The organism is Pseudomonas sp. GD04158 (assembly GCF_029834875.1).
GTDB lineage: Bacteria > Pseudomonadota > Gammaproteobacteria > Pseudomonadales > Pseudomonadaceae > Aquipseudomonas > Aquipseudomonas hydrolytica.
Window position 1 is genome coordinate 1 of sequence record NZ_JAODYT010000004.1, and the last position, 13,242, is coordinate 13,242.

Consider the following 13,242-nt stretch of genomic DNA (forward strand, 5'->3'; position numbering starts at 1 on the left):
CATAATGCCGCCCCTCGCGAGCACCGGACAGGTGCCGAAGCAACACCCAGCCGGAAAGGACTCGCGGCCAACACCACCAACAAGGACGATGATCCATGCAACTGCGCACCACCCTCTCCGCTTTTGCCCTCTCCAGCGCCGTGCTTCTGACCGGCTGCCAGAACATGTCTCCCGACGCCATGCTGCAATCCGGCCTGATGGCCGTGCAAGCCGCGACCCTGAGCGATGCCGAAGTGAAAAGCATGTCCGACCAGGCCTGCGCCGAAATGGACGCCGCAGCCAATGTCGCCGGCCCGACCAGCCCCTACGCCAAGCGTCTGGACAAGATCGCCAGCAACCTCGGCCATCAGATCAACGGCACGCCGATCACCTACAAGGCCTACCTGGCCGACGACGTCAATGCCTGGGCCATGGCCAACGGCTGCGTGCGCGTCTACAGCGGCCTGATGGACCTGATGACCGACAACGAAGTGGAAGGCGTGCTCGGCCACGAAATCGGTCACGTCGCCCTCGGCCACACCAAGAAGGCCATGCAGACCGCCTACGCCACTGCCGCCGCACGCAATGCGGCCGCTGCTTCGGGCAATGGCACCGTCGCTGCCCTGTCCGCCTCGCAGCTTGGCGCCATGGGCGAACAGCTGGTCAATGCGCAGTTCTCGCAAAGCCAGGAAACCGCGGCCGACAACTTCTCCTTCGACCTGCTGACGCAGCGCAACATCCCGCGTGAAGGCCTGGTCACCGCGTTCGAGAAACTGGCCAAGCTGGGCGGCGGCGAAAGCAGCATGTTCGACTCGCATCCGGGCTCCCACGACCGCGCCAACAACATGCGCACCCGTCTGGCGGCCAAGTAAGCCCCTCCCGAGGGGCTGCAACGCAGCCCCTTCTCGTTTGCGATATGACCATGCCGACTCTGTACAAGTACCTGAGCCTAGTGTTCCTGCCGCTCACTGCCTGGGCCGATTACGACATGCAGTACCAGGCCTGCCGGGACGCCAGCGGAGCGATCAACAACGCCAGCGTCGCCGGCTGCGCCGAGGGCGTCTCCGAAGCGGCGAAGAAAGAAATGAACCGGGTCTACCAGCAGCTTTTTCTCAAGCTGCAGGAAGGTGCGCCGCAAGATGCCCAGCAACTGGAGGCGACGCAGAAGGCCTGGCTGATCTACCGCAACGGCCAATGCGACCTGCAGGGCAAGCACGTCGGCTCGCCGATGTACTACACCTGCCCGATGCAGTTGAACATTCAGCGCGTCGAGGAGCTGAAGTTCCTGCTGGAAAACGGCGGTTAGCCGAGCTGCCCGCGCAGGCTGACGCTCGGCGCCAGCCACACTTGCTCCAGCCCCAGCCAGTGCGCCAGCGCACGCAGCGAATCGCCCAGCGCCAGGCGCGCCTCGTCGCTCAACACCGCTTCTTCCAGATGCACGGCATGCACCGCCAGGCGCCCGGCCGCGCGCTCGCTGCGCAGGTCCACCCGCGCCAGCAGGCGCTCGTGATGCAGGAAGGGCAGCACGTAATAGCCGTATACGCGCTTGGCCTGCGGGGTATAGATCTCCAGGCGGTAGCGGAAGCCGAACAGCCGCTCGGTGCGCTCGCGTTCCCAGATCAGTGAATCGAACGGCGACAGCAGCGCGCTGTGACGGATGCGCCGCGGTACGCGCGGCTCGCCCCGACAGTAGGCCGGCTGCCGCCAGCCCTGCACTGCGACCGGCAATAGCTCGCCCGCCTCCACCAGCTCGGCGATACGGCGCTTGCTGTCGCCGGCATCGAGCCGGTAGTAGTCACGCAGATCCTTCTCCGTCGCCACGCCCAACGCATCGGCCGAACGCAGCAACAGGCGCCGCTGCGCATCGTCCTCATCCAGTTCGGCATGATTGAGCAGCTCAGCCGGGATGACCCGCTCCGGCAGATCGTACAGACGCTCGAAACCGCGGCGTCCGGCCACCGTCACCAGGCCTGCGGCGAACAGCCACTCCAGCGCCATCTTTTCCGCACTCCAGTCCCACCAAGGGCCGGCCTTCTCAGTACGACTGGACAGACTGCCGGCGCCCAGCGCACCGCGCTCGCGCACGGCCTGCAGCACGGTCTCTATGGCGTCGCGCCGCTCCACGCCGAAGCGCGCCAGCCCCGGGTAGATGCCCTGGCCATCGGCGGCCCGGCGCATGCGCCAGCGCAGCAGCGGATAGAGTTCCAGCGGCAACAGCGAAGCCTCGTGTCCCCAGTACTCGAACAGGCGCCGACGGCGCGCCCGGCCCCAGGCCAGTTCGTCGAGGTGCTCGGCCTGGTAGTGGCCAAGGCGGGAAAACGCCGGCAGGTAATGCGAGCGCACCAAGGCGTTGACCGAATCGATCTGCAGCACGCCGAGGCGTTCGATCTGCGCCTGCAAGTGCCGGTGGGCGATGGCGCCGCGCGGGGTACGGCCGAACCCCTGAGCCGCCAGGGCCAGGCGGCGCGCTTCGGCGAGAGAAAGTGAGAGCGTCATGGCGAGCCAGCCTATCAGGCCGGCGCCGCGAACGCATGGCGGAAGGTGAAGGCCTGCTGCGTGGCGCCATGCTCGCGCAAATGCGCCAGACGCTCGGCCGCCTCGACCACGTCCGGACGATGCCCGGCCGGCACCCACCACAACACCTGGTGCGCCTGTTCGACGCGCTCGAACCATTCGCGGCGGCGCTTGAGCATCTCGGTATGCGCGGATTTGTAGACGTAATCGCTGAGCGACTGCACGTCCTGCCAGACCGACATGTTCACCAGCACCTCGTCACCGAACGGGCGGATCGCCGTGGCATCGCCCGCCTCGTCCTGCAAACGCCAGACATAGCCAGGCGAGGCTTCGGCCAGGGCATTGACGCGCTGCAGGTTGGCGACGAAATCGGCCATTCCCGGCGATTCCAGCGGTGCCTTCATCCAGGCGATGTTCAGTTGGGCCAAGTGATAAGCGGACAAATTCCAGCCTCCTTGCAGGCAAAGCATCAGGATCGTTGCGGCAAACCGCGCCAGTCAGCGAAGCGCCGACGCAGCCAGGCCTCGCTGCTGACCAGGGTGATGCCCGACAGCACCAGTGCCGCGCCGATGATGAAGTTCAGCGTCAGCGGCTCGTCCAGCACCAGCACGCCGAAGCTGACGCCGAACAGCGGGGTCATGAAGGAGAACACCGCCATGTTCGAAGCCAGGTAACGGCGCAGCAGCCAGAACCAGGTCAGGTAGGTGAAGAACGACACCACCACGCCCTGCAGCAGGATGCTGCCGATGGCGATCGGGCTCCAGCGCAACTGGCCAAGATCGACCACCGCCAGCGCATAAGCGAGCAGCAACGCGAAGGCCACCGCCAACTGATAGAACAGCGTCAGCCCAGGCGGCGCCTCGGACAGTCGAGAAGCGCGCACCACCACCGTGGTAGCGCCCCAGGCCATGCCGGCGCACAGCCCCAGCACATCACCAAGCAGCATACCGGCATCGATCTGGGCCCAGTTGCCGCCCACACCGAAGGCCATCACCACACCGCCAAAACACAGCGCGATACCCAGCCACTGCAGACGCCGCAGGCGCTCGCTGGGCAGCAACAGGTGCAGCCCAAGCGCCGAGAAGATGGGCGCGGTATAGAGAAACACCGCCATATGCGAGGCCGTGGTATGGCGCAGACCCAAGGCGATGAAGAAGAACTCCAGGGCGAACAGCACGCCTGCCAGCAGTCCGGCCAGCCAAGTCGCGCTGACCCAGTCGCGCCAACCGCGCTGCCATAACAACAGCAGCCCGACCAGCAGTGCGGCGATGCCGGAGCGCAGGGCCACCTGCAGCATGGGCGCGATGTCGTCCGCCGCCAGCTTGATGGCCACCTGCTGGCTGCCCCAGATGGCGCAGAGCAGCAGCATCAGTTGGAACAGGAAAAAATCGGCGCCCTTGCGTTCCGCGCTCATTCAACAACTCCAGTCATTACTCGTCACTTTTTCAGCGGATCATCCCAGAATGGCCGTTCGGCCTCCTGCATCACATCGGCGCGGGACAAGCCCAGGTCCTTCAGCGCAGCGGCATCGAGCCGAGCCAGTTGCCGACGCTGGCGCGCCAACTGCTGCCAGCGACGCAGCATACGCCACATGGCTGCCAATGACGGCAGGCGCTCGAAGTGGATGGCCTGTGCCAGTGCATAACCTTTCTGACCTTTCATCTTTTCGCCCTCCCTGTGGGGTTGGCGTAATTGTCGGGCCGCGCTTAAGATCAATCCAACGAATGTTATTTATAGTATCCATCTCGAGGATTGATGAATGGCCTACCACCCCAGCATTGATACCGAACTGCTGCGCAGCTTCGTGGCCATCGCCGACACCGGCGGCTTCACCCGCGCCGCGGAAACGGTCAATCGCACCCAATCGGCCGTCAGCATGCAGATGAAGCGGCTGGAGGAAGACGTGGTACAGCGACCGCTGTTCGAGCGCGACGGCCGCCAGGTGCGGCTGACGCCCGAAGGCCAGGTGCTGCTGGGTTATGCGCGGCGCATTCTCAAGCTGCACGGCGAAGTGCTCAACACCCTGCGCGAACCGCACATGGTCGGCGCCGTGCGCATCGGCACGCCGGACGACTATGTGATGCGTTTCCTGCCGGAAATACTCTCGCGCTTCGCCCAGGCCTACCCGCTGGTGCAGGTGGAGGTGCATTGCGAACCCTCCGGCCAGCTGTTGCTGCGCCAGGATCTCGATCTGACCATCGTTACCCGCCAGCCCGGCAAGGAGATCGGCCAACTGCTGCGCCAGGAGCGCTTCGCCTGGGCCGTGGCCCAGGGCTTCTGCCCGCACGAGCAGAACCCCATGCCGCTGGCCATGTTCAACGCCGACTGCTTCTGCCGCGAATGGGCCTGCAACGCGCTGGATGCGATGAGTCGCCCCTATCGCATCGCCTATACCAGCCCCAGCCTGTCGGCGATCTTCGCCGTGGTACGCGCCGGCCTGGCCGTCACCGCGCAGCTGCAAAGTCTGATCACCCCGGACTTGCGCATTCTCGGTGAGGCCGAAGGCCTGCCCCTGCTGCCACTGACCAGCATCGTGCTGCTGCGCAACGAAAGCAGCCAGTCCCCGGTGACCGAGTGCCTGGCCGAACATATCGTCGAAGGCTTCCGGCTATAGGCCGCCGGATTCCAGCGCCAACAGCAGCGCGCAGAGCAGCAGGAAGCCGCAGAACAGACTGCGCAGCAGACGCTCCGGCAGCGAGTGCGCCAGGCGTACCCCCCAGCTGATGCTGAGCAGGCCGCCAATGGCCAGCGGCACGCCCATCCACCAGTTGACGTGATGGTGCACCGCATAGGTGAGCAAAGTCACCCCGGTGCTCGGCAGCGCCAGCGACAGTGAAAGCCCCTGCGCCACCACCTGGCTGGTGCCGAACACGCTGGTCAACACCGGCGTCGCCACCACCGCGCCGCCCACACCGAACAGACCGCCCATGGCGCCGGACACCCCGCCCAGCACGCCGAACCAGCCCCAGTGATGGCGCAGCTCGCCGCTGGCCGGTACCTGAGCCATCAGCATGCGCAGCAGGTTGTAGGCTGCCAGCGCCAGCAGGAAGCCGACAAAGGCCCAGCGCATGGTGCGCGAGTCCACCTCCACCGCGTACAGCGAGGCCAGCCAGGCGCAGAAGAAACTGGTGACACCCAGCAGCAGGGCATAGCGCAGGTCGATACGGTTTCTCTGGTGGTAACGCCAGATCGCCAACATCACGTTCGGCACCACCATCACCAGGGCGGTGCCCTGCGCCAGTTGCTGATCCAGCCCGAAGACAATGCCCAGTACCGGAATGGCGATCAGCCCGCCGCCGATGCCGAACAACCCTCCCAGCGTTCCCAAACCCAGCCCCAGCAACAGATTCGGCAACAGGTCGAACAGATTCATGGCACCTCCAGACAGTGGAAGGCATGTTAAGCAGCCTCGGCTAGCGCGGAAACGCACAGCAACGCAAAATGGCTGTGCCGATTACGCACAAGCAGATCACCATGAACCCCGATGCCCTGACCGACCAGCTGGAACTCTTTCTCGACGTGCTGGAAACCGGCAGTTTCTCTGCCGCTGCCCGGCGTCACCCGCTCACGCCTTCGGCGGTGGCCCGGCGCATCGACGCGCTGGAGCGCGCCCTGGGCAGCAGCCTGTTCAGCCGCAGCACCCATGCGGTGCGCGTGACCCCGGCGGGCCTGGCATTCGCCGAACGTGCCCGGCGCATTCTTGCCGAGTTGCACCTGGCGCGTGCCGAGGCGGTATCGCTGAGCAGCGCGCCGGAAGGGTTGATTCGCATCGACGCACCCTCGCCCTTCGGTCGCCGCCACCTGGCACCCGCGATTGCCAACTTCCTGCGCGCCAACCCCGGGCTCGACGTGCAGCTGCGCCTGATCGACAGTTTCACCGACCTGCAGGGTGAGCATCTGGGCGAGGTGGACATCGTCGTACGCATCGGCCCGCTGCCGGACAGTCGCCTGGTCGCCACCCCGCTGGCGTCGATGACCCGCATCGTCTGCGCCAGCCCGGACTACCTGCGCCGCCGCGGCATCCCGCGCAGCCCGCTGGAGCTGGAGCAACACGACGGCCTGGACTGGGACAGCCTCGCCCCACCCTACGCCTGGCGCTTCGAGGTCGACGGCAAGCTGCAACTGTGCAAGCCCAAACGCCTGCGCCAGACCAGCAACAATGCCGAGACCCTGCTGTTCAGCGCCCTCGCCGGCCTGGGCGTCGCCCACCTGCCCACCTGGATGAGCAGCGAGCATCTGCAGCGTGGCGAGCTGATCCCGCTGTTCTGCGAGCAGGGCCTGCCGGCCGCTGAGCCGGTGAGCATCTACGCGCTGCGCCTGGAACGCGAAGCCAGCCCGCGCACACGGCTGCTGCTGAGCTTTCTCAAGCAGCGCTTCGGCTTCCCGCCGCCCTGGGACCAGGCACTACAGGCCAGCCTGGCGACACCGCAGCAGTAGGATCATGCGCCGCGCGCCCCACGCAAACCACCGCGTAACAGCCACAAAAAACCCGGCGCGAAGGCCGGGTTCTTCGTAGCGTTCAAGCTCAGGCCGGAGCCTGGGTGCGGCCCTTGTAGGAACCGTCACGGGTATCGATCTCGATCCAGTCGTCGATGTCAACGAACTCGGCAACCTTGATCTCGGTGCCGTTGCGCAGCTTGGCAGGCTTCATCACCTTGCCGGAAGTGTCGCCACGGGCAGCGTTCTCGGTGTAGACAACCTGACGCACGATGGTGGTCGGCAGGTCGACGGAGATCACCTTGCCTTCGAAGAACACGGCTTCGCAGACGTCGGTCATGCCTTCTTCGATGAACGGCAGAACGCTTTCCAGATCTTCGGCACGCAGCTCGTAGGAGTTGTACTCCGGATCCATGAACACGTAGTCCTCACCGCTGATGTAGGACAGGTTCACTTCCTTGCGCTCGAGAATCACCGGCTCCATCTTGTCGTCGGCTTTGTAGACGGTCTCGGTCTTGGAACCGTTGAGCAGGTTCTTCAGCTTCATCTTGACGATGGCGCTGTTACGACCGGACTTGGTGAACTCGGCCTTCTGGATCAGCCACGGCTGGCCATCGATCAGGGCCACGCTGTTGACTCTCATTTCTTGTGCAGTTTTCATGCGGATATCCGAAATATGCGGGAGGTACAGAAATCTAGGCCGCGTATGATAGCCAATTTAGGTAAAACTGTTCCAGCGCTGTGGCAAGGTCCGGCCGAGCGGCCTGCGAATCGCACCAGCGCTCGGCATGTTGCTGCAATACCGGCCACGCGTGCAGAAGCGCAGGCCAGGCCTGCTCCATCCCCTCTCCGGCATTCCATGCGCGCCACCACGCGGCATGCGCAGCGGCGACGTCCGACGGCAACTCGGCGCCATAGAGCGCCAGGAAAGCCTCCAGCTTGTCCCAGTGCGCCCCTTCCTCCTGCGGGTAGATATGCCAGAGCAGCGGCCGCCCGGCCCACTGCGCGCGGATAAAGGAATCCTCGCCGCGCACCGCATTGAGGTCGCAGCACCACAGCAGACGGTCGTAATCGTCCTGAGCAAGAAAAGGCAGCACATGAATCTGCAGATTGCCACGCCGGCGCTGATCACCCGGCGCCAGCTGCGCGTCACCGAGCCAGACCTGCAGATCGGCGAGAATCTTGCCTTGCGGCACCAGCAGCTGAGTCGCTTGCGCGCCGGCTGCCAGCGCATCGAGCCAGCCCGCCAGCCCGGCATTTTCGTAGGCGAACAGCGAGATCAAGCGCGCCCCGGCTACACGCACCACACCGAGCGATTGCAGAAACGCCTGCCGCGCCGACGCATCGGCCTGAAAGGCGCGCCGCCGCGCCAGTAGCTCGGCCTCACGCAACAAGCCCCCCGTGCCCGCCACGAACCCGGGAAAGAAGAAGAACTTCTGCAAACCGCCCGGCTGAGGTGATGGCAGGCCATGACACCCGGCAACCCAGTCTTCGGCGCTGAGGTATTCCAGGTTCAGCCACAGACGCCGCGAGCCGCGCGCCGTCATCGCCTCTATATAGGAAGGTGGCAACTGGCAGGCGAAGGCCTCGATCACCACCTCCGCCGGCTCAACCGCCGGGAACGGCTCACGCCAGTGACGCACCTCGACACCCGAACGCAGCTGACTCTCGGCGTCGGGATTCGCTGCAGGGCACAGGCGCACGAAGGCGCTCAGCTCATCGACCCAAAGGCGCACCGCATGCCCCTGCTCGGCCGCCAGCTGCCGAGCCAGCCGCCAGGTCACGCCAATGTCGCCGTAGTTGTCCACCACGCTGCAGAAAATGTCCCACCTGGCCACACGGCGCCCCTCGAACAAATGATCGCCATTCTACCCGGCAGACAAGAAAAAGCCCGCCAGAGGCGGGCCAAGGGGAGCGCTGGAGCGAGCGCGGGGTAAAACGGTAATCAGGCCAGCAGCAAGTCACCCTCGCGCCGGGCAGCGGTGCTGAGCAGCCACACCGCCTGGCAAGCCAGCGCCGCCTCACGCGAAGCGAAGGGCCCGGCCTTGGGTTGACCATCGACCATCAGCAGCCAGCACGCCATATGACCATCGGCTCTGAGCTCAGCCGGCACGGCGCTACCAACCAGGGACACCACATCGATACGGGGCATAGCCACCTCCAATCCAACTCAATTTCTGTTGCGATCGACAGTAGGCCACCGGCTCGCCAGATAGAAATCAGCGTTCTCGATAGTGACCATGGTTATTGCCAATGGACCACCGGGAGCGGCCAGGGCCAAGGTTGAGGTGAGGCTTCACGCAAGCCCACACAGGTTGCGCCGGAGATGGGCAAAAGCAAAAAGGCAGCAAACAAAAAGCCCCGAGAACTTTTCAGCTCTCGGGGCTTCATGTATTGCGAAAGTGGCGGTGAAGAAGAGATTCGAACTCTTGATACGGTTTCCCGTATACACACTTTCCAGGCGTGCTCCTTCAACCACTCGGACACTTCACCGGATCTCGACGTTTTGGCGTTTACCCCGTCGAGGCGCGCTAATTTAGTCGAATGTTTTCCCGATGGCAAATTTTTTTTAAAGGATTCATGCGCTTAAGAGCGAAGCGGGTTTTCGTCGTGCTCGCTGGCGGGTTGATCGTCGAAGCGCGTATGACCAAACAGCAGGAAGCCCAGCGAGGCAAACAGGCCGGCGCCGAACAGCAGCAGGACGCCGGTGGGGCTGCGCAGCAGCTGGCTTTCGCTGAACAGGACCGCTGCCAGCAACAGACCGATCACGGCGATGACATAAAGGATGGAGTACAGGGTATTCATGGGTAGCTCTCCTTCGGTTCGCTACACCTTATTGCCGCGCGACGTCTCTCGGCCAATTGCCATCCGGCATCGCCGCGATAGGCAAAAACACTGACCCACCAGTCAGCCACGGCGCTTTACCAGAGCGATTCCGCTGAGTACCTTCTGCCCACATTCAGCCCTGCGGCCCTAACAAGGAAAACTGCCATGAGCGACCTGATCAGCTACCAACTCGAGGACGGCATCGCCACCCTCACCCTGAGCAACGGCAAGGTCAATGCCATCTCCCCTGACGTGATCGCCGCCTTCAATGCAGCGCTCGATCGTGCGGAGCAGGATCGCGCCATCGTCGTCATCACTGGCCAGCCAGGCATTCTTTCCGGCGGCTATGATCTGAAGGTGATGACCTCCGGCCCGCAGAATGCGATCAACCTGGTGGCTGCCGGTTCTACCCTGGCGCGGCGCATGCTCGCTCACCCCTACCCGATCATCGTCGCCTGCCCGGGTCATGCCGTGGCCAAGGGGGCATTCATCCTGCTGTCCGCCGATTACCGTATCGGCGTGGAAGGCCCGTTCAACATCGGCCTGAACGAAGTGCAGATCGGCATGACCATGCACCATGTCGGCATCGAGCTGGCCCGCGACCGTCTGCGCAAATCCGCCTTCCATCGTTCGGTGATTAATGGCGAGATGTTCGACCCTGCCGGTGCAGTGGATGCCGGCTTCCTCGACAAGATCGTGCCGGCCGAGCAACTGTTGGCCACCGCTCAGGCAGTGGCGCAGCAGATGAAGAAGATCAACATGACCGCGCACAAGAACACCAAGCTGAAGGTGCGCAAGGCGCTGCTGGAAACCCTCGACGCCGCCATCGAGATGGACAAGCAACACCTGCTGTAAGCACGCGCTGACGCATAAATGAAAAGCGCCGCTTCCGTTAAGGTCGCGGCGCTTTTTTCTTTGCGCGTCTCGGCTGTCGAATGTCGGGGCGCGCTGCGCTCAGCCGGAATAGTCCAGCGCCGTCCAGGCCCGGCTGAGCCCCTGGTTCAATACGCAGTTGGGGTTGCCCAGTTGTTCGTTGAAGGCGGCGGGCAGCAGCGTGGTTTCACCCTCCGCGGCGCCATGTCGCTCGGTCAGCCATTGCAGCTTGCCGCAGTTGGGGGTGTCGATCACGTAACTGGCGGCGATGTTGGAATGATGGCTGGGTAGGCGAATCACATCCAGCACCCGGCCAACCTCCTCCACTCTGCGACCATCGGACACCAGCACGGCCCAGGCCTGCTCGCCCTCGATCACCAGGTACGCGCCATTGGCCTGCGGTCGCTCGACCTGGGGCTGAGCGCAGCCGTACAGGAAGACCGATAGCACAATCGTCATCAGCATCTGTTGCATTGCCAATTCTCCTCTCGCAAGGCGCCCGTCTTGCGGGCGGACAGGTCTGCAGTGGCCTTACTATTCCTCAATACTGTTTATTTGTACAGTATTTTTAGATTAGGCTTGGCATCACAGGTAAATGACCTTTTGCACAGGAGCGCTACCATGCTGGACGTACTGCAGTTGAAACACCGGGTGAACCGCATGCCGCTGGAGCGGGTGCGCGAGATGGTCGAGGAGCTGCAGCTCGAGGGCATCGTCACCGAGAGCCGCACCCCCTTCAATCGTCAGCACTTCAATACCTGCTTCGCCGAGATCGAGGCCCTGCTGCAGCGCGCCGGCTACCACCGCCAGCTGGACGTGGTCGGCTACCAGGGGCTGGCCTATGCATTGTTCGATCCGGCCCGCTGGGAAGCCGTCGAAGTGCTGCGCTGGCTGCGCGATTTCGTCGAGGAGGCGCGCGTTCAACCGGCTTCCTGAGCCTTCCAGGCGAACCAAAAAGGCTCAGCGTCGCCTGCCCATGCACGGCATTGGCTCAGAAACATGCAGGGCGAGCCGCGCGCTCGCTCGCCGCGCATGCTGTCAATCGACCTCAACAAGCATCTGCAACTTCTTGATTAAAAACGGTTAGCTGCTGGCCGGCTTGTATCCAGCCTCTACCTGCCAGGCGCCGCATGGTGCTGCTCGGCTGTTATACGTGAAAGCTGGCAAGCCCCTTGCTAAGTCACTGTCAACCATCCTGCGTAGCACGCCAACGGCGGCGGGCCGAGGATCACGGACAACGGCGTCCGTCAGGTCACCTCCCTCTCATTTGAGGTGGCCTGGCGTACGCCGTTTTTGTTTATGCGCCTGACAAGGATTAGACCCATGACCGATCGTGATTCGAACAAGCCGCTGGACACCAGCCGCCGCAACTTCCTCAAGCAATCCATCGCCCTGGCCGGCGCCGTGAGCGGTATCGCCGCGCTCGGCCTGTCCGCCCCCGCTTCGCTGCGCAGCGCGGCCTGGGCCGCCGGCTCCGACGCACCGGAGAAGGCCGCGCTGACGGTTGGCTTCATTCCACTGACCGATTGCGCCTCGGTGGTGGTAGCCGCGACACAGGGTTTCGGCGAGAAATATGGCCTGACCATCAACCCGAGCAAGGAGGCCTCCTGGGCCGGCGTGCGCGACAAGCTCAACACCGGCGAACTGGACGCTGCCCATGTGCTTTACGGCATGATGTACGGCGCCCAGCTCGGCCTGGCCGGCCCGCAGAAGGACATGGCGGTGCTCATGGGCCTGAACCAGAACGGCCAGGCCATCACGCTTTCCAAACAGTTGCGCGACGCCGGTGTGACCAACGGCGCGCAACTGGCCGAGCACGTGAAGAAAGGCGGCAACCCGCTGACCTTCGCCCAGACCTTCCCCACCGGCACCCACGCCATGTGGCTGTACTACTGGCTCGCCAGCCTGGGCATCAACCCCATGAGCGACGTGAAGACCATCGTCGTGCCACCACCGCAGATGGTCGCCAACATGCGCGTCGGCAACATGGACGGCTTCTGCGTCGGCGAACCCTGGGGCGCGCGGGCGATCTTCGACAAAATCGGCTTCACCGCCACCACCACCCAGCAGATCTGGCCGGACCACCCGGAGAAGGTGCTCGGCACCACCCGCGCCTTTATCGAGCAGTATCCCAACGCAGCGCGCGCGCTGATCATGGCCATTCTCGACGCCAGCCGCTTCATCGAGGCCAGCGAGGAGAACCGCAAGAGCACCGCCAAGCTGATTTCCGGCAAGGCCTACGTCAACGCCCCGGTGCAGGTGATCGAGCCACGCTTCCTTGCGCAGTATGAAGATGGCCTGGGCAACAACTGGAAGGACGAGCACGCCATGGCCTTCTGCAAGGACGGCAGCGTCAACTTCCCCTATCACTCCGACGGCATGTGGTTCCTCACCCAGTTCAAGCGCTGGGGCCTGCTCAAGGACGCACCGGATTACGCCGCCGTGGCTGCGCAGATCAACCAGACCGCGCTCTACGCTGAGGCCGCCGGCGCGCTGAAACTGGCGGTGCCAAGCAGCCCGTTGCGCAGCAGCACACTGATCGACGGTGTGGTCTGGGACGGCAGCAACCCGGCCGCCTATGCCGATTCCTTCGCCATCAAAGCCTGATCGGAG

17 protein-coding genes and 1 tRNA gene are annotated in these 13,242 nt (G+C 64.1%); 7 read left to right on the forward strand and 11 right to left on the reverse strand.

Annotation, left to right across the window (positions count from 1 at the left end; translation table 11 throughout):
• The first annotated feature begins 95 nt into the window (after positions 1 to 95).
• Both N7333_RS02530 and N7333_RS02535 read left to right on the forward strand, forming a co-directional pair.
• Positions 96 to 851 (forward strand): M48 family metalloprotease, encoded by a 756-nt coding sequence (locus N7333_RS02530; protein ID WP_129482768.1) that lies wholly within the window; start codon positions 96 to 98, stop codon positions 849 to 851.
• 44 nt (positions 852 to 895) lie between these two features.
• Positions 896 to 1,285 (forward strand): lysozyme inhibitor LprI family protein, encoded by a 390-nt coding sequence (locus N7333_RS02535; RefSeq protein WP_252576768.1) that lies wholly within the window; start codon positions 896 to 898, stop codon positions 1,283 to 1,285.
• On the opposite strand, the gene N7333_RS02540 is transcribed toward N7333_RS02535, so the two are convergent.
• The 4 genes from N7333_RS02540 to N7333_RS02555 are packed head-to-tail and all read right to left on the reverse strand — an operon-like array spanning position 1,282 to position 4,155.
• Positions 1,282 to 2,475 (reverse strand): crosslink repair DNA glycosylase YcaQ family protein, encoded by a 1,194-nt coding sequence (locus N7333_RS02540; RefSeq protein ID WP_129482770.1) that lies wholly within the window; start codon positions 2,473 to 2,475, stop codon positions 1,282 to 1,284. The two genes, N7333_RS02535 and N7333_RS02540, sit on opposite strands and share 4 nt — an antisense overlap.
• A gap of 14 nt (positions 2,476 to 2,489) precedes the next feature.
• Positions 2,490 to 2,936, reverse strand: a complete 447-nt coding sequence (locus N7333_RS02545; RefSeq protein WP_129482771.1) for a DUF3291 domain-containing protein — start codon at positions 2,934 to 2,936, stop codon at positions 2,490 to 2,492.
• 26 nt (positions 2,937 to 2,962) lie between these two features.
• Positions 2,963 to 3,907 carry a DMT family transporter gene (locus N7333_RS02550; protein WP_129482772.1) on the reverse strand — a complete coding sequence of 315 codons (945 nt, stop codon included), beginning with the start codon at positions 3,905 to 3,907 and terminating at the stop codon, positions 2,963 to 2,965.
• Positions 3,908 to 3,930: 23 nt separating this feature from the next.
• A complete protein-coding gene (locus N7333_RS02555; protein ID WP_129482773.1) occupies positions 3,931 to 4,155 on the reverse strand; it encodes a DUF1127 domain-containing protein in 225 nt (74 codons plus the stop codon).
• Between the two features lie 97 nt (positions 4,156 to 4,252).
• Between N7333_RS02555 and N7333_RS02560 the strand changes: the two genes are divergently transcribed.
• The gene (locus tag N7333_RS02560; protein WP_003240101.1) at positions 4,253 to 5,107 is read left to right on the forward strand and encodes a LysR family transcriptional regulator; all 855 of its coding nucleotides are present in this window, start codon (positions 4,253 to 4,255) and stop codon (positions 5,105 to 5,107) included.
• Here the strand turns inward: N7333_RS02560 and N7333_RS02565 are convergent.
• Positions 5,102 to 5,866: a sulfite exporter TauE/SafE family protein gene (locus tag N7333_RS02565; RefSeq protein WP_129482774.1), complete on the reverse strand. Its 765-nt coding sequence runs from the start codon at positions 5,864 to 5,866 to the stop codon at positions 5,102 to 5,104. The genes N7333_RS02560 and N7333_RS02565 overlap by 6 nt on opposite strands.
• 101 nt (positions 5,867 to 5,967) lie before the next feature.
• Between N7333_RS02565 and N7333_RS02570 the strand changes: the two genes are divergently transcribed.
• A complete protein-coding gene (locus N7333_RS02570) occupies positions 5,968 to 6,930 on the forward strand; it encodes a LysR family transcriptional regulator (RefSeq protein ID WP_129482786.1) in 963 nt (320 codons plus the stop codon).
• A gap of 88 nt (positions 6,931 to 7,018) precedes the next feature.
• Here the strand turns inward: N7333_RS02570 and efp are convergent, their stop codons facing one another.
• The 5 genes from efp to N7333_RS02595 all read right to left on the reverse strand — a co-directional run bounded on the left by efp (position 7,019) and on the right by N7333_RS02595 (position 9,735).
• Entirely contained in the window at positions 7,019 to 7,591 is a 573-nt protein-coding gene (gene efp, locus N7333_RS02575; RefSeq protein ID WP_003240094.1) for an elongation factor P, read from the reverse strand.
• Positions 7,592 to 7,625: 34 nt separating this feature from the next.
• Positions 7,626 to 8,768, reverse strand: coding sequence for an elongation factor P maturation arginine rhamnosyltransferase EarP (earP, locus tag N7333_RS02580; RefSeq protein ID WP_129482437.1), 1,143 nt, complete (start codon positions 8,766 to 8,768; stop codon positions 7,626 to 7,628).
• 107 nt (positions 8,769 to 8,875) lie between these two features.
• Positions 8,876 to 9,082 carry a hypothetical protein gene (locus tag N7333_RS02585; protein ID WP_129482436.1) on the reverse strand — a complete coding sequence of 69 codons (207 nt, stop codon included), beginning with the start codon at positions 9,080 to 9,082 and terminating at the stop codon, positions 8,876 to 8,878.
• 251 nt (positions 9,083 to 9,333) lie between these two features.
• Positions 9,334 to 9,423 (reverse strand) — tRNA-Ser (locus N7333_RS02590).
• A gap of 93 nt (positions 9,424 to 9,516) precedes the next feature.
• On the reverse strand, positions 9,517 to 9,735 hold the full coding sequence (locus N7333_RS02595; RefSeq protein ID WP_129482434.1) for a hypothetical protein: 219 nt from the start codon (positions 9,733 to 9,735) through the stop codon (positions 9,517 to 9,519).
• A gap of 186 nt (positions 9,736 to 9,921) precedes the next feature.
• Here N7333_RS02595 and N7333_RS02600 point away from each other — a divergent pair, with 186 nt between their 5' ends.
• Positions 9,922 to 10,611: a crotonase/enoyl-CoA hydratase family protein gene (locus N7333_RS02600; RefSeq protein ID WP_129482433.1), complete on the forward strand. Its 690-nt coding sequence runs from the start codon at positions 9,922 to 9,924 to the stop codon at positions 10,609 to 10,611.
• A gap of 99 nt (positions 10,612 to 10,710) precedes the next feature.
• Here the strand turns inward: N7333_RS02600 and N7333_RS02605 are convergent, their stop codons facing one another.
• Positions 10,711 to 11,103 carry a hypothetical protein gene (locus N7333_RS02605; RefSeq protein WP_129482432.1) on the reverse strand — a complete coding sequence of 131 codons (393 nt, stop codon included), beginning with the start codon at positions 11,101 to 11,103 and terminating at the stop codon, positions 10,711 to 10,713.
• A 147-nt stretch (positions 11,104 to 11,250) separates the two neighbouring features.
• Between N7333_RS02605 and N7333_RS02610 the strand changes: the two genes are divergently transcribed.
• Positions 11,251 to 11,565, forward strand: coding sequence for a hypothetical protein (locus N7333_RS02610; RefSeq protein ID WP_012018520.1), 315 nt, complete (start codon positions 11,251 to 11,253; stop codon positions 11,563 to 11,565).
• A 387-nt stretch (positions 11,566 to 11,952) separates the two neighbouring features.
• Complete coding sequence (locus N7333_RS02615) at positions 11,953 to 13,236, forward strand: ABC transporter substrate-binding protein (RefSeq protein WP_129482431.1); 1,284 nt, start codon at positions 11,953 to 11,955, stop codon at positions 13,234 to 13,236.
• Positions 13,237 to 13,242 lie beyond the last annotated feature (6 nt).

Bases quoted from the DNA above. Each gene is read 5' to 3' on its own strand.
- N7333_RS02570 (WP_129482786.1), top strand. From the start codon at position 5,968: ATGAACCCCGATGCCCTGACCGACCAGCTGGAACTCTTTCTCGACGTG.
- N7333_RS02560 (WP_003240101.1), top strand. From the start codon at position 4,253: ATGGCCTACCACCCCAGCATTGATACCGAACTGCTGCGCAGCTTCGTG.
- N7333_RS02535 (WP_252576768.1), top strand. From the start codon at position 896: ATGACCATGCCGACTCTGTACAAGTACCTGAGCCTAGTGTTCCTGCCG.
- N7333_RS02565 (WP_129482774.1), bottom strand. From the start codon at position 5,866: ATGAATCTGTTCGACCTGTTGCCGAATCTGTTGCTGGGGCTGGGTTTG.
- N7333_RS02530 (WP_129482768.1), top strand. From the start codon at position 96: ATGCAACTGCGCACCACCCTCTCCGCTTTTGCCCTCTCCAGCGCCGTG.
- efp (WP_003240094.1), bottom strand. From the start codon at position 7,591: ATGAAAACTGCACAAGAAATGAGAGTCAACAGCGTGGCCCTGATCGAT.
- N7333_RS02605 (WP_129482432.1), bottom strand. From the start codon at position 11,103: ATGCAACAGATGCTGATGACGATTGTGCTATCGGTCTTCCTGTACGGC.
- N7333_RS02555 (WP_129482773.1), bottom strand. From the start codon at position 4,155: ATGAAAGGTCAGAAAGGTTATGCACTGGCACAGGCCATCCACTTCGAG.
- N7333_RS02585 (WP_129482436.1), bottom strand. From the start codon at position 9,082: ATGCCCCGTATCGATGTGGTGTCCCTGGTTGGTAGCGCCGTGCCGGCT.
- N7333_RS02615 (WP_129482431.1), top strand. From the start codon at position 11,953: ATGACCGATCGTGATTCGAACAAGCCGCTGGACACCAGCCGCCGCAAC.
- N7333_RS02600 (WP_129482433.1), top strand. From the start codon at position 9,922: ATGAGCGACCTGATCAGCTACCAACTCGAGGACGGCATCGCCACCCTC.
- N7333_RS02540 (WP_129482770.1), bottom strand. From the start codon at position 2,475: ATGACGCTCTCACTTTCTCTCGCCGAAGCGCGCCGCCTGGCCCTGGCG.
- N7333_RS02595 (WP_129482434.1), bottom strand. From the start codon at position 9,735: ATGAATACCCTGTACTCCATCCTTTATGTCATCGCCGTGATCGGTCTG.
- N7333_RS02610 (WP_012018520.1), top strand. From the start codon at position 11,251: ATGCTGGACGTACTGCAGTTGAAACACCGGGTGAACCGCATGCCGCTG.
- N7333_RS02550 (WP_129482772.1), bottom strand. From the start codon at position 3,907: ATGAGCGCGGAACGCAAGGGCGCCGATTTTTTCCTGTTCCAACTGATG.